The sequence below is a fragment of the Parabacteroides sp. CT06 genome (assembly GCF_002257605.1).
In the GTDB taxonomy this organism is placed as follows: domain Bacteria; phylum Bacteroidota; class Bacteroidia; order Bacteroidales; family Tannerellaceae; genus Parabacteroides; species Parabacteroides distasonis.
Window position 1 is genome coordinate 2,495,636 of record NZ_CP022754.1, and the last position, 13,895, is coordinate 2,509,530.

Annotated in this window: 12 protein-coding genes and 1 pseudogene; all 13 read right to left on the bottom strand. The window is 39.2% G+C overall.

Annotated features, from left to right (window positions below; all coding sequences use genetic code 11):
* Positions 1-12 precede the first annotated feature (12 nt).
* Positions 13-642 carry a TetR/AcrR family transcriptional regulator gene (locus CI960_RS10885; protein ID WP_005856435.1) on the bottom strand — a complete coding sequence of 210 codons (630 nt, stop codon included), beginning with the start codon at positions 640-642 and terminating at the stop codon, positions 13-15.
* A 210-nt stretch (positions 643-852) separates the two neighbouring features.
* Positions 853-1,857 carry a glycoside hydrolase family 43 protein gene (locus tag CI960_RS10890; RefSeq protein ID WP_005856433.1) on the bottom strand — a complete coding sequence of 335 codons (1,005 nt, stop codon included), beginning with the start codon at positions 1,855-1,857 and terminating at the stop codon, positions 853-855.
* Positions 1,858-1,896: 39 nt separating this feature from the next.
* A complete protein-coding gene (locus tag CI960_RS10895; protein ID WP_008771936.1) occupies positions 1,897-3,108 on the bottom strand; it encodes an L-serine ammonia-lyase in 1,212 nt (403 codons plus the stop codon).
* 27 nt (positions 3,109-3,135) lie between these two features.
* The gene (locus CI960_RS10900) at positions 3,136-4,272 is read right to left on the bottom strand and encodes an acyltransferase family protein (protein ID WP_005856430.1); all 1,137 of its coding nucleotides are present in this window, start codon (positions 4,270-4,272) and stop codon (positions 3,136-3,138) included.
* Positions 4,273-4,279: 7 nt separating this feature from the next.
* Complete coding sequence (locus tag CI960_RS10905) at positions 4,280-5,398, bottom strand: acyltransferase family protein (protein ID WP_005856429.1); 1,119 nt, start codon at positions 5,396-5,398, stop codon at positions 4,280-4,282.
* A gap of 126 nt (positions 5,399-5,524) precedes the next feature.
* Positions 5,525-5,869, bottom strand: a pseudogene (locus CI960_RS10910) (AAA family ATPase); the annotation flags it as partial.
* Between the two features lie 230 nt (positions 5,870-6,099).
* Complete coding sequence (locus CI960_RS10915) at positions 6,100-6,852, bottom strand: glycosyltransferase family 2 protein (RefSeq protein ID WP_005856427.1); 753 nt, start codon at positions 6,850-6,852, stop codon at positions 6,100-6,102.
* 15 nt (positions 6,853-6,867) lie between these two features.
* Positions 6,868-8,325 (bottom strand): radical SAM protein, encoded by a 1,458-nt coding sequence (locus CI960_RS10920; protein WP_005856426.1) that lies wholly within the window; start codon positions 8,323-8,325, stop codon positions 6,868-6,870.
* Complete coding sequence (locus CI960_RS10925; RefSeq protein ID WP_005856425.1) at positions 8,322-9,365, bottom strand: acyltransferase family protein; 1,044 nt, start codon at positions 9,363-9,365, stop codon at positions 8,322-8,324. Before CI960_RS10925 ends, CI960_RS10920 begins: the two co-directional genes overlap by 4 nt.
* A 13-nt stretch (positions 9,366-9,378) precedes the next feature.
* Positions 9,379-10,467 carry a hypothetical protein gene (locus CI960_RS10930; RefSeq protein WP_227211117.1) on the bottom strand — a complete coding sequence of 363 codons (1,089 nt, stop codon included), beginning with the start codon at positions 10,465-10,467 and terminating at the stop codon, positions 9,379-9,381.
* A gap of 8 nt (positions 10,468-10,475) precedes the next feature.
* Positions 10,476-11,639, bottom strand: a complete 1,164-nt coding sequence (gene wecB / locus CI960_RS10935; protein ID WP_005856423.1) for a non-hydrolyzing UDP-N-acetylglucosamine 2-epimerase — start codon at positions 11,637-11,639, stop codon at positions 10,476-10,478.
* On the bottom strand, positions 11,636-12,811 hold the full coding sequence (locus tag CI960_RS10940; protein WP_005856422.1) for a glycosyltransferase: 1,176 nt from the start codon (positions 12,809-12,811) through the stop codon (positions 11,636-11,638). The genes wecB and CI960_RS10940 overlap by 4 nt, the downstream gene beginning before the upstream one ends.
* 7 nt (positions 12,812-12,818) lie before the next feature.
* A complete protein-coding gene (locus tag CI960_RS10945) occupies positions 12,819-13,895 on the bottom strand; it encodes an EpsG family protein (RefSeq protein WP_005856421.1) in 1,077 nt (358 codons plus the stop codon).

Sequence of the window (13,895 nt, forward strand, 5' to 3'; positions counted from 1 at the left end):
TGAACAAATCCATCATCTGGCATCCGGGACCATCAGCTGTGTTATTACCTCGACGATCAAATCCCTGCGCCTATCCATATATTCCTCAAACCGACCCATATCGTTATCCAAAAAAGCCGCCGCTAGTGGCTTGCGGATCAACAACGGGAAGACCACTAGGCTCACCAAGGTCGAAACTAAATCTATGACCGGCATCTTCCGTAGAAGCCCCTTGTCCATCTCCTCCTCTATCTGACGACGAAGACGCAAGATGGGCTGTATTTTTTTCGGATCTTTCAGCACGGTCTGGAATAAACGTTCCGGATCTCTGTTTAACTCGCCCACCACAAAATTCGGGAACATCGGGTTCGCACGAACAATTCCCATATACAGATCAACGATCACCGGCATTTTCTCCAGCATCGTACTCTTCTCATCCAAAACCCGATCGATGTTCGGCAACAATGAAGAAAGCAATTGCCCGAAAATAGCGTCGAACAGAATCTCTTTCGTCCTATAATAATAATGTAAGGCCGTCCTGCCAATACCCACTTCTGCCGCCACGTCACTCATAGTAGCCGCCTCGTACCCCTTTCGGACAAACACTCGCTTCGCCGCTTCTATGATGCGAGGCTCCATCTCATTCATATCTTTCGCTTCCATAATAAAATGTTATTTTTTGTTTTGTCACCATTGTTTGTCATTATTGTTTGACACATGCGTCAAAAGTAGTATAAAAAAATTACATAGCAAGTAAAACCTAAGTTTTCTTGCTATGTAATCCTTCTTTTTTTCATTCGAGAGGAAATACGATTCCTTTCGAGAGGAAGGCGGATTCCCTTCGAACCCGCCTTTCATTTCTATCGGAAGTAATTATTGGATCGTGCGAGCCTCAACTCCTTCGGTCGTAATCTCCACGGGATTGATCAATCCCTCCTCGTTGAACGTCATCTTCTCGATACAAGTCTCCCGGTGGTCACGTGTCTTGACCCCGGCCGGCCGGCGATGGTACACGATGTAGTAATCTTCCGAATTCGGCACATGCATGATCGAGTGGTGACCCGCTCCGTTTGCCATATCGAAATTTTGCCGCAAGACCTCCCCAATACGATTGAACGGGCCAAAAGGAGAATCGGAGATGGCGTAAGCGACCTTGTAATCCGGTCCGGTCCAGCCACCCTCACTCCACATGAAGTAATATTTACCATTCTTCTTAAACATAAACGGGCCTTCCACGTAATCCTTGGGAGTTACCTCTTTATAAATCGTTCCGTCCTCAAACGGTATAAGTCCGGTAAAGTCTTTATTCAAGCGTACCATGTTGCAGTGCTTCCAACCACCGTAATACATATAATACTCATCATTGTCAGCGTCGTGGAAAACAAACTGGTCGATCGGCTGCGCCCCATTCACGATCTCGTTGATCAGCGGCTTACCCAGCAAATCCTTATAAGGCCCTTCCGGACGATCGCTCACGGCAACACCGATACCTCCGATCTCTCCCTCGTGCACGTCATTCGCCCCAAAGAAAAGATAATACTTACCGTCCTTGTTGATTACTGAAGGAGCCCACATAGCGATCTTCGCCCATTTCACCTCTGCCGTATCCAAGATAGCGGTATGCTTGGTCCAATTCACCAAATCCTTGGAAGAGAAGCAATCGAAGAAGGTTTGCTTCTCATATAAATCACTCGTAGTCGGGTAAATCCAATAGGTATCCCCGTAAATAATTCCCTCCGGATCGGCGTACCAACCCTCGAATACAGGATTACCACTCTTCGCTACCTCTTCGCTTGGAGCCTGTTTAGGGCCCCCGCAGGACATCAAGGCACCGGCCATCAATACCGTGTAAAACAGGCTTTTCTTTCCGTTTATCATCAATAGTAGATTATTTATTAGTAAATCAAATAGTATCTTTTAATTATTCGAGTTCTCCATGTTCTTCGCCAAACCACCTTCCGAGGTCTCCTTATAAAGACTGGGCAAATCATTACCAGTCTGGCGCATCACCTCAACCACCTGATCAAAACTTACCCGGTGTTTTCCGTCGGAGAAGTTCGAGAACGTATTCGCGTCAAGTGCACGGGCGGCGGCAAAAGCGTTTCGCTCGATACAAGGGATTTGTACCAAGCCACAAACAGGATCGCAAGTCAATCCCAAGTGATGCTCCAATCCCATCTCGGCGGCATACTCGATCTGCGCGGGCGTACCACCAAACAACTGACTGGCGGCAGCGGCAGCCATAGCGCAAGCCACGCCAACCTCACCTTGGCAACCTACCTCTGCCCCCGATACGGAGGCATTCGTACGCACCACATTTCCAAACAAGCCTGCCGTAGCCAACGCGCGCAATATACGGGAATCACGGAACTCACGCGTCTCCTTCAAGTGATAAAGGACCGCAGGCATTACACCGCAAGAACCACAAGTCGGAGCGGTCACGATCTTCCCACCGCACGCATTCTCCTCAGACACCGCCAAGGCATAGGCATACACCATTCCCCGGCTCTTGATACTGCTGCCATAACCTTTCGCACGGATCATATAATCGGAAGCCTTACGACGAATGCCCAAACCTCCCGGCAAGATACCTTCCGCTTCCAGACCACGACGAACCGCATCCTGCATCACTTCCCATACCTCAGCCAGATAATCCCAGATAGAAGGGCCTTCGTGCTGCTCGACATATTCCCAATAGGAATGGCCAGTCTTCTCACACCAAGCCTGTATCTCCTTGATCGTATGCATATCGTATACTTGCTCCGTCCTCAACTCATTGAAAGACTCGTTCGCCAAGGTTCCCCCGCCGATACTATATACGGTCCACGTATCCAGCTCCTCGCCACTCTCATTATACGACTCGAACAACATCCCGTTCGGGTGGAACGGCAAGAAAGTCTTGGGTTCCCAAGTAATATTTGTCTTCGCGACCGGCTGTAATACCTCAAGAATAGCCGCGTCCGTCATATGGCCTTTTCCCGTAGCCGCCAGACTACCATATAAGGTTACGTTAAAACGAACAGCGCCCCGGTTACGTTCCAAGAACATTTGTGCCGCACGCATCGGCCCCATAGTATGACTACTTGAAGGGCCATGACCCATCCGGTATATTTGTTTGATTGATTCCATCTTTCTTCGATCTAAGTTTTCTTGTTTCTATACTTTAAGGAAAATATTATGTTTATAAAACGCATACAAAAGTACATAAATTACCGATACATTGCACATGGCAATGAGCACCGGATAATAATTTCCTAAATATTGCTGGGTTCCGAAAAACAAGGATTCGCCGATACACCTAAAACTTACCACGTTAGTAAGCATATAAGCCAGTATTGAATTCATGCCGTACACTTTCAGCCAAGTCGTATACTTTCGATGCCCTTTATAGTCGATCCAATAATAGAACAACCCCATAAGCAAGAAACAGTACCCACTGCTCACCAATACCATCGAACTAGTCCACAGTTTCTTAATAACGGGAAGCTCGATACCCCAAAGCCATCCGGCGATAACCATACCCAGACCAATACCGAATAACATCCGTAATTTGAGCCGCTCGGAATATAATTTGTTCTTTAGGATATATCCGGCGAACAACCCGGTCAACACGGTTACCCCGAAATTCAAGCTGCTCAGTATCCATGTATAACGATACCAAGTAGCGAATATCACCTCCCCGTTCTCCACCGTCGCCCCATCCCGGAAACGTCCCAGTACGGTGCGATCGATCCATTCGGCCAAATTACTATCCGGTGTGTACGAACCTCCCCCATAGTTACCGACCGTAATAAACTCCATCGCTCCCCAAAAGATTAATAAAAGAGCCGCCGCTATACCGATCTGTACCCGTATCCTTACATACAAGAATAACAAGGAAGCAATCAAATACCCCATAGCGATCGACTGCAAAGTATTTGAATACAAATAAACCCGGTCCGGGTCCAAAGCCAATAAATTACCTTGGCACATCATACCGAAGACCCAAAGCAGTAGCACCCGTTTCCCGATCCGCCGATATACCGCCATCTTATCGGGCATATCCTTATAACGAGACAAAGAGAAAGGCATGGAAACTCCCGCCATGAATAAGAATAAGGGCATCACGAGATCCCACGTAGAAAATCCCTCCCATTCCACATGCGAGAATCCCCACATAAAAGAATTAAACCAAGGCATATCAATCGCATGGGCCAGCGGATGCAACACCATCTCCAACACCACTAAGCAAAAAAGGTCGAAGCCACGGAGTACGTCCAATGACTCCAACCGATTTAATTTCTTCTTCTCCATCCGTCTATTATACTTTCAAGAAAATACGTTGGCGATATAAGAAATACAAGAATCCCCAACAAACAGCGATATATGCGATAGCGCTAACCAAAGGCTGGGCGGTCTCGGGCATCAATTTCGCCAACCCTCCGAATATAGCCTCGGAAGTATAGGAGAAACGGATGAAACGCTGTGCCAAATAGATCGTAATAGAGTTCATGCCGATCACGGTAAAAAACAAGGTCCATTTACGCCACCCCAATACATCTATGATATAGAAGAACAAAGCAAACATCCAAACGGAATAAGCACCTACCACACAGACAAAAGAGCTTGTCCATAGCTTCTTATTGATAGGGAAGACCAAGCTCCATAACAAGCCGACGATCAACAATACAGCTCCCGCTCCTACTAAACAAAGCACTTTATTTCGGTCGGTCAGCCCCTCTTTCCGTAACTTAATCCATTCACCAGTGAACATACCCAACATTGCCGTGGCAATCGCAGGGACGGTGGAGAATAAACCCTCCGGATCAAAAACAGTCTCGTGCAAACGTCCGGGAAGAAACAGGCGGTCAATATACCCTACCAAGTTTCCCTCGAGCGTGAATGGCCCCGCTCCACCGGCGTCCGGCACAGGCACAAAAGCCATCGCCAGCCAATAGCCAACCAAAATAAGAACCGTTATCCCCGCACGCACTTTCCAACCGAAACGGACAAACAACAAGGCTGCGAACATCCATCCCAACCCGATACGCGCCAGCACGCTCGCACAACGCAGGTGGTCAAATTCGAACGACAATAGCCCGTTATATACCAATCCCAAGAAAACCAAGGTAATCCCCCGACGGACGATCTTCTTATAAATCGCCCCTTCCGTCATACCTTTTCCTCGTTGCTTCTCTAGTGAGAACGGAAACGAGATACCCGCAATAAAGAGGAACAATGGGAAGATCGTGTCGTGATGCGCCAATCCGTTCCATTCCACATGTTCCATCTGCCCGGCTATCGCCTGAAAAAAAGGATTCGGAAACAATGTCGCCAAAGCGACAAATAAAGAAGCACCGCCCATAATAAAGAGCATGTCAAAACCCCTAAGGGCATCCAATGATTGCAACCGCTGGGGTTGTTGTTTTTGTTTTTCCATATAATCTATTTACATTTAAAGTCAACACAAATATACTAAAACTCGCCCACATACGGATGGGATTTAACATAAAGACACCCCTAATCTTTCCCCTCGCATTCCTAATTCCGGTGTTAGATTATCGACCAACTCCGCATGGGTAATCCCGCAAAGGGTCGCATAGTCATAGTCTAAACTTATATCATTGAGTTGGTTCAAATCACTGAAATACAATACCGGATAAACATTCCAATCCTGCTCTAGCTGATCGATAGCCAATCCTTTAAACAGTTCTTTTTTCCCTTGGAAATAGGCTTCTAACGTAGATATCAATAAACTTTTCCCAAAACGGCGAGGACGACTCAGAAAGTAAGGCTTACCTTTCGTCACCAATTGGTAAATCAAGGCAGTCTTATCCACATATAAATAGTTCTCATTCCGAATATTTTCGAAACTCTGTATTCCTATCGGTAATTTACGCATAGTCGTCATAACCTTTTTTCTTACCACACCTGTTGTTGAACAAAGATAGAACTTTTTTCCGGAACAAGTCTCCGATTATAGTTTTCATTCTATGAAATACTCAATTTTTTCTACACTAATAGAGGGCGATATTTTACTTTCCATAAGCTGGAAGTAGAATATCGCCCTCTATTTTACAAGACAGTTTGTCTATGAGTAAGCACTAGATCTAAGGCATACAAATATTTCACTGAGTAAGATCACCTCATAGCCTTAGCAAAAGCTCTAATCGCATAATGAATAAAATAATAAACAGCCTTATACACCGGCAAATCCATCTCATTTCTCAAAATGTTCCACTGCCAACGCATGGCTTTTAATTTATTCGAAGAGACCGAATGGTCACTAACTCGGTAAAGAGCCGTCACCGTATTTGTGTTCTGCGCTTTATACCCTTGCTTTAAGATAGAAAGCCAACATACATAATCCTCATGCCCAATTTCCTTGAAAAATATCTTTCCCGTCAAGGCTGAATCATACATGGCTGTCAAGCATCCTATACAATTCCCTTTCAACAACAAACGATAATCAACCTCACAAGGAGCTATTACCTCACGCCCGCATCGCTCTCCGCCTAGACTTACTTTCTCATAGTTAGAGAAAACAATAGCGACCTCGGATTTCTCGAAGACTTTTAACTGATCGCTTAGCTTATTCGGTAACCATATATCATCGCTATCCAAGAAAGCAATATACCGTCCTTTCGCTTCCTTTATTCCCATATTACGGGGTAACGTAGGCGAACCGGATGGTTTATCCGTCCGTAAATATCGAATACGGGAATCTATTCTCGCATACTTTTGAATGATTGAGAGTGAATCATCACTAGAACAATCATCCACAATAATCATCTCCCAATCCCCAAACGATTGAGCCAATACGGACTCAATCGCTTGGGATATAAAAGGAGCCGCATTATAACACGGGGTTATAATGGATACAAGAGGCAACACGTTAAATACAAATGATTATTTAAATAAATAACGTTTCAACTTAGCGAATGCCTTAAGCGAACGTTTCAAGTCTGAAGGATTACGCAAACCGACTCTCAGCCTGTGTAAAATGTAACTGGCACGTAAATAATATTTCTTCCGTGCCCTATTACAGAAATCAACCATTTCCCCTGCGGAAAGATCCGGTAAAGACAATACGGTGTTATGTGTACCATCCGGCAAACAATACTTCTCATAATCCGTCTCTATATAGTTATTTTCCCTCGCCCACTGATAAGCCTCCGTACCGGGATAAGGTATCAACGGGAAAAACTGGGCGGTATCCGTATTCAACCTTAACGCTAACCGAAGAGTCTCTTCCATGGTTTCCCGGGTTTCGCCTTGGTTACCGACCATATAACAAGCATGTATTAACAAACCCGCCTTTTTAGCGTTGGCAACATACTGATAGAAATATTCCACCTTCGTTCCTTTCTTGATGTTATCCAATATCTGTTGGCTACCACTCTCTATACCCGGAATAATCAAACGACATCCGGCCTTTTTCATAGCCAACATCGTTTCCAAATCAAGGTCTACACGAGCATTACATAACCATTTCAGCCGTTTATTCAATTTCTTTTCCACTAACAAACGACAAATGTCCAATACTCGCTTCTTATTGGCTGTAAATGTATCATCTTCGATTACTACCTCTTTCACATCTGGGAAATTAGCGGCAATGTATTCGAACTCGGCCACCACATTCTCTGCGGATCGTGCCCGAAAAGCATGCCCATGCATCGTTTGCGGATAGACACAGAAATTACAACGAAAGGGACATCCACGCCCGGTAAATATCTGGATAGAGGGATATGTGGCAGCAGCGAAAAAGTAATCCCTCTCATTTAAATGTTCCTTGATAAATTGTGAGGCAAAAGGAAGATCATCCAAATTCTTCATCGGTGGCATAGGCGCGGTTCGTACAAACTCCTTCCCGTCCCAAAAACAAAGCCCTCGAACCTCCCGCAGATCCTTTCCTGCGTCCAGAACATTCGCTAGCTCATTCACGATACAATCATATTCTCCAATAGCGACCGCATCCACCGCATCCGAATAACCCAACGTCTCTTCTGCGCAAGCCGAAGGATGAGTCCCCACAAGCACGACAAACGAGTGAGGATACAATGCCTTCAGCTTCCCGGCAAAAGCAACGTCACTTTTAATGGAAGGCGTACTTGTATCTAAAACAAACAATGAATGCTCATTATCCGTCTTCCGAATAATGTTTAAAGACTGTTCCTCATTTAACTGTTTAGCTGGAGCATCCAAAAAAGAGACATTATGTCCCTGTTTGCTTGAATACAAAGCCGCATAAATCAGCCATAGAGGATAATATAAAGCCCCACTTTTCGTAATTGCTGGACTACGGGACTCACGAGAGAATTTTCCATACTCAGCCTTGAATGGAGGATTGATGAAATAGATGTTCATATAGATTTTCTTTTATAAGATTTTCCGTATAAAAACAATTCAAGAATAGGAGATATAGAGACTATGTTCTTAATCCATATAGAAGCATAGCTAATAAATAAAGAGAATATAAACAAAAACAAAAAACAAGGTATATTGTCCACCGATGACAACGTAATATAGTCCGTAATCACCAATAAAAACGCAAAAGGTCCGTTATGGGTCACATAAATAGATAAAGACTCACGCCCGAAATATTGGAACATATTATCTACCTGTCTATTCCAAGAAATATGGTGAACAATAAAGAACAAAGAAAAGATAGCGAATAACGACAACACAATCTTCATCAATTGGTTAAACATCGAGGACATATCATATACAAAAGAAGGGATCAGCAGGAAAAACATAACGAACGAAAACGTAAAAAACTTCTTATTATTCAGAATAAGACTCCTCAAATTCGTTTGTTTACACACGATAGACCCTAAAAAATAAAACATAAAATAATTAAATACAGATCGTATTCCTTCCGAGTAAATCGCATCCTTATACAGTAACATATACAACAAAATAACAAGTATAAATAAGAACAATAAAATTACTAAATCTACAAAAATAGACTTAGCATTTATTTGTTTATCGACCCATCTATAGACAAAAAAAAGAATAGAGAGAATGAACAGAGTAGCAAAGAACCACAATCCCCCTCCCCATGTTTTCACAAAGTTCAATACACAATCTATAAAGCTTTGATCTATCATTGTCCTTAAGAAAAAGAAAGGGATAACAACTCCCCAAGTAACCATGGGAAGTAACAATGTCCTCAACTTCTTTATTAGAAAAGAAATGGTTTCATTCCATCCAAAGCGTTCTATTCGAAATGTCATCTGAGCGACATACCCACTAATGAACATAAAAAGAGGCATGTGGAATGAATAAATAAAACGCCAAAGAAAACTATCCTCGCAATTGTTATACCCTATGACATGACCTAGTACAACAAGTAAGATTGCAATTCCTTTAAGTTGATCGATGTAAGATATTCTAAGATCGTTCATTTCTAGTAAAAAATTAGTTTATTATAAATGGTATATATTTACTAAACATGAAACGATCAACATATTCACTATACTTATCAATCCACATTTCTCTTGCATTTTTACTACATAAATCTATTCGCTCCTGAAGATCAAAACAAATAAAAAAAGACTCCAAATCCCTTAAACTTTCTCCTATGACAAACCCAGTTCTTCCCTTCTCTGTCTTATTTCCAACCAATGTCCCTTCTGTTGTTAATATTGGTTTTCCAAGAAATAGCCCTTCGTAATATTTATTAGGAGCTGCATACACGTTATTTAAAACAGTTTTTTCATATAAAGCGACAATTATATCTGAATTCGCCATTATTTCTAATCCTTTTTCATATGAAACCGTACCAAAATAATGAATATTAGAGACACAATCACTATACTCCTTCACCAATTTATCCATAATTCCAAATCCTGCAATATTAAGTTCTAATGAAGAATTATTTTTCACACATTCCAACAGTTTATCAATACCTCGATCCGCAGGCATAGTACCAACATAAGACAATATGACTTTATCCGACATATTTTGTTTATTAGGTAAGTTTTGATTTAGACTCGTAAAAAGAGTTGGTATATTAGGAAGAACCCATAAATTATGAGGTATATAGTTTAATTGTTCCGTTCTTTCTTCTTCACAAATTATAGTAATATCTGAATGCTTAAGAAAAAATCTCTCAAACGTCAATATTATTGTTTTTATTAGCCGATTATTAAAATGCCTTGAATCAACAAACCAATCAAAGATATCATATATAACTTTTTTTCCAAAAAACAACTTCAATATAATTGCAGGTAGGATTGTATCAAAATCACAAGCATGAATGACCTTGTACGATTTTTTATTTCTTAACAGATAACAAAATATATACCAGTTAAATCCTAATATTCCAAACGCATTTTTTAAACCTGTACCATACTTTGACTTTCTTTGATAATATGAGTGAATATGGTCATTTTTCAACTTACAACTTCTATCCCAACAAACTATTCTATAATTTATATTGTTAGCATATAAATAATCGCAATACTTTTGCACTCTAGGGTCAGGATTACAATCTAAACTTCTCAAAAAAACAATCATTTCAAATATTCTAACAAGATTTTCACAATTCTATGACTAGCCACTCCATCTCCATATGGATTTACCGTACGACTCATCGACTCATATTTTTCATTATCACACAGAAGATCAGAAACTGCAGAAATAATTTTATCACAATCGGTACCAACAAGTCGCACAGTTCCTGCTGAAACAGCTTCCGGTCGTTCCGTTGTATCTCGCATCACCAATACAGGTTTTCCAAGTCCAGGAGCCTCTTCTTGAACGCCGCCACTATCCGTCAATACAAGTGTTGATTTCTCCATTAAGTAAACAAATGACAAATATTCCAATGGTTCTATAAAAAACATATTATTCAAGTTGGATAAATCATCTCCAAATACCTCATGAATAGGTTTGCGAACATTAGGATTTAAGTGCATCGGATAAATAAAATCAATATCAGAATACTTTTGTGTCAATTCTTTTATTGCCTTAGATATACGAATAAAACCATCACCAAAATTCTCTCGTCGATGCCCTGTTATAAGTACCATTTTTTTCCCATCCAATAAGCGATTAACATCATACCCTCTTTCTCTTAAGACCTCTTTCTGCATTGCTTCCATAATCTTATCGGTCTTCATCTTTCGAACTACTTGAAGCAAAGCATCTATCACTGTATTACCGGTAACCCATATCAGATCAGGATTTACATTTTCCCTCATTAAGTTTTGTTTACCCAATAAAGTTGGTGCAAAATGATAAGTAGCAATACGACCGGTTATTTGTCGATTCATCTCTTCCGGCCAAGGATTATAAGTATTATGAGTACGCAAACCTGCCTCTATATGCCCAACAGGTATTCGTTGATAATAAGCAGCTAACGCTGCGACGGTAGAAGTAGTTGTATCACCATGTACTAAAACAAGGTCCGGTTGTACCTCTTTTAAAATATCACGCATACCTAACAACACACAAGATGTTACATCATACAGGTCTTGTCCCTGTCTCATAATATTCAAATCATAATCAGGTATTATTTCAAAAACATGTAATACTTGATCCAACATTTCACGATGTTGTCCCGTCACACAAACAACGCTTTTTAAATCATTAGGATATTTTTGAAATTCTTTGATTAAAGGAGCCATTTTAATAGCTTCAGGACGTGTTCCAAAAACAAATAATACTTTTTTCATATTTTATTTCCTTTGCAATTTAATGTGTCATTTATAAGGTTTATCCATTTTCCACCTATATATTCTGGATCAAAAGAATGAATTTTTTCCATACATCTATTTTTCATTTGTTGTAATTGTACAGGATCATTCATTAATTGGTGTAGCTTTTTAGCGTATTCTTTTTTCTTATAAGGAGATATTAAATACCCATTTATTCCATCATCTATAATATCAACAGCTGCAGAAAACGAATTATATAAAAGCGGGACAACACCAAAGGATTGACACTCTAATAATGTCATAGGGAATCCTTCATAGATGGATGTCATACAAAAAATTTTAGCACGCTTATAGTATTCATTAGGATCAACCATCCCAACAAACCTAACATTTCTCAAACGCATATTTTTAGATAGATTTTCTAAATATCTACGACAACTTCCGTCTCCTAGAATATAAAGTTTCCAACCTAGATCCTTATACTTACTTTCAATAATATACCAAATATCAAGCAATTTATCTACAGATTTCTGCGGCTCCAATCTACCCACAAAAACAACGACATTTTCTTTATCACTAGGCAATACAGGAATTTGTAAAATTGCAGGATTATTTATAACTTCAATTTTATCAAAGTTACTGTTTGTATTTATATAACAATAATCATTAAAATATTTTTTTGATAACAAAACAACGCAACTACTATTGTCAAATATAAATTTTCCGCCCTTAAAGCCTCTAAATACAGACTGAAAATAATACCACATTCGATAGATTAGCAATCTCGTAAAAGATGTATAAAAAAATATTTTAAAGAATTTATTTTCTCTTAGGAACAAATCTGGAGTATTATGAAGAACTGAGACTAAAGGAATTTTTAGTTCATTACACGCAATAGTACAACCGGCAGAAGTACGACTATTAACAGCCGTCTGATTAATTACAACATCTATTTCATTTTTAATTAAATACGATTTTATAAAATCGATATTACATAAGCTATTCATATTGCACTTATCTGGCAAACCAACTTGACACAACTCTGACTTTAACCCTTTATGGTTTTGCCAATACATTAAATACACAGAATATCCATTTGAATTTAAATATTCATATAAAAATCTAGTAACAGACTCTACTCCTCCAGATTGTTTTACAATTTCATAAGTAGAAAAAAATAAGACTCTCATACAAAATTCATTTTACATTTATATGACTAACACCTATTATATAAATATTGGTAGAAAACCAAAATGCAAAGAGTAGAAACAAAACAAAACAATTTGTCATTGATATACAGGAATATGTAAATCTATTAAACACATATTTACTCAGCAAATATATCATGGGAATTTTAACAACATTCAACCATCTCAAAAAGATATCATTATTCTCTATATTTAGAAAATAAAATATCGTTGACACATATATTATCCAAAATACAAAACGATACATAACTTTATCGATACAGGTTAGTATATTCTTCCGCAGCGTATAAAGTACAATAAAACTTAGCACATATAACACTACGACTTGTATATACATTATAACAACCCACCAAAATGATCCCTCCTGTGCTTCTTTCATCAAATACCCTCCTCCTTCTAGTTCCAACAAATCCGACAAATATTCTTCAATCAAAATATTTCCAAAATACACAAAAACAGGAATAACACATACAAGCAATAAGATTTTTTTTGTATTTATATTCATTATCAATAGTAATAAAAACAACAACATATATATTCCTGTTTTATGAAAAAAAGAACTCGATATCAAAAGCAATAATCCAAATAGAATTTTTTTAAGTTGTATTTTTTCATATAGTATTAAAAACAATCCTAAAAACATCATACATATAGATAACATTTGACGCCCCCCCGCCATATCATACAGTAATATAACACTATACAATATCAAGAAATACAATTTGTAGCACCTAACATATTGAAATATTCCCCATAGAAATATAAATGACACAATATACAATGTCAGCCTAAAAACAAAATAATTTCCACTTATTAATTGAATATACCATACATATATTGGTTCTAAAGCGACCAGAGGATCATTCACTTTAGACATTTTCATTAATTCCAAATAAGAATTATAATCAGCTGTAATATAACCATATACTGAAAATATGATAAAAAATACAAAGATTATAAAGTAAGATGATTTTTTTATTTTCTTATTCACACAGACTAAAAACAGCAAGAATAAAATAACAAAATTATAAATAAACCAAGAATAAGAATATAGCAAAATTGGCAT

What these genes read in the sequence shown, in the direction of transcription:
- CI960_RS10900 (WP_005856430.1), bottom strand. Translation starts at nt 4,272, where the DNA reads ATGGAGAAGAAGAAATTAAATCGGTTGGAGTCATTGGACGTACTCCGT.
- wecB (WP_005856423.1), bottom strand. Translation starts at nt 11,639, where the DNA reads ATGAAAAAAGTATTATTTGTTTTTGGAACACGTCCTGAAGCTATTAAA.
- CI960_RS10895 (WP_008771936.1), bottom strand. Translation starts at nt 3,108, where the DNA reads ATGGAATCAATCAAACAAATATACCGGATGGGTCATGGCCCTTCAAGT.
- CI960_RS10885 (WP_005856435.1), bottom strand. Translation starts at nt 642, where the DNA reads ATGGAAGCGAAAGATATGAATGAGATGGAGCCTCGCATCATAGAAGCG.
- CI960_RS10940 (WP_005856422.1), bottom strand. Translation starts at nt 12,811, where the DNA reads ATGAGAGTCTTATTTTTTTCTACTTATGAAATTGTAAAACAATCTGGA.
- CI960_RS10945 (WP_005856421.1), bottom strand. Translation starts at nt 13,895, where the DNA reads ATGCCAATTTTGCTATATTCTTATTCTTGGTTTATTTATAATTTTGTT.
- CI960_RS10905 (WP_005856429.1), bottom strand. Translation starts at nt 5,398, where the DNA reads ATGGAAAAACAAAAACAACAACCCCAGCGGTTGCAATCATTGGATGCC.
- CI960_RS10890 (WP_005856433.1), bottom strand. Translation starts at nt 1,857, where the DNA reads ATGATAAACGGAAAGAAAAGCCTGTTTTACACGGTATTGATGGCCGGT.
- CI960_RS10920 (WP_005856426.1), bottom strand. Translation starts at nt 8,325, where the DNA reads ATGAACATCTATTTCATCAATCCTCCATTCAAGGCTGAGTATGGAAAA.
- CI960_RS10925 (WP_005856425.1), bottom strand. Translation starts at nt 9,365, where the DNA reads ATGAACGATCTTAGAATATCTTACATCGATCAACTTAAAGGAATTGCA.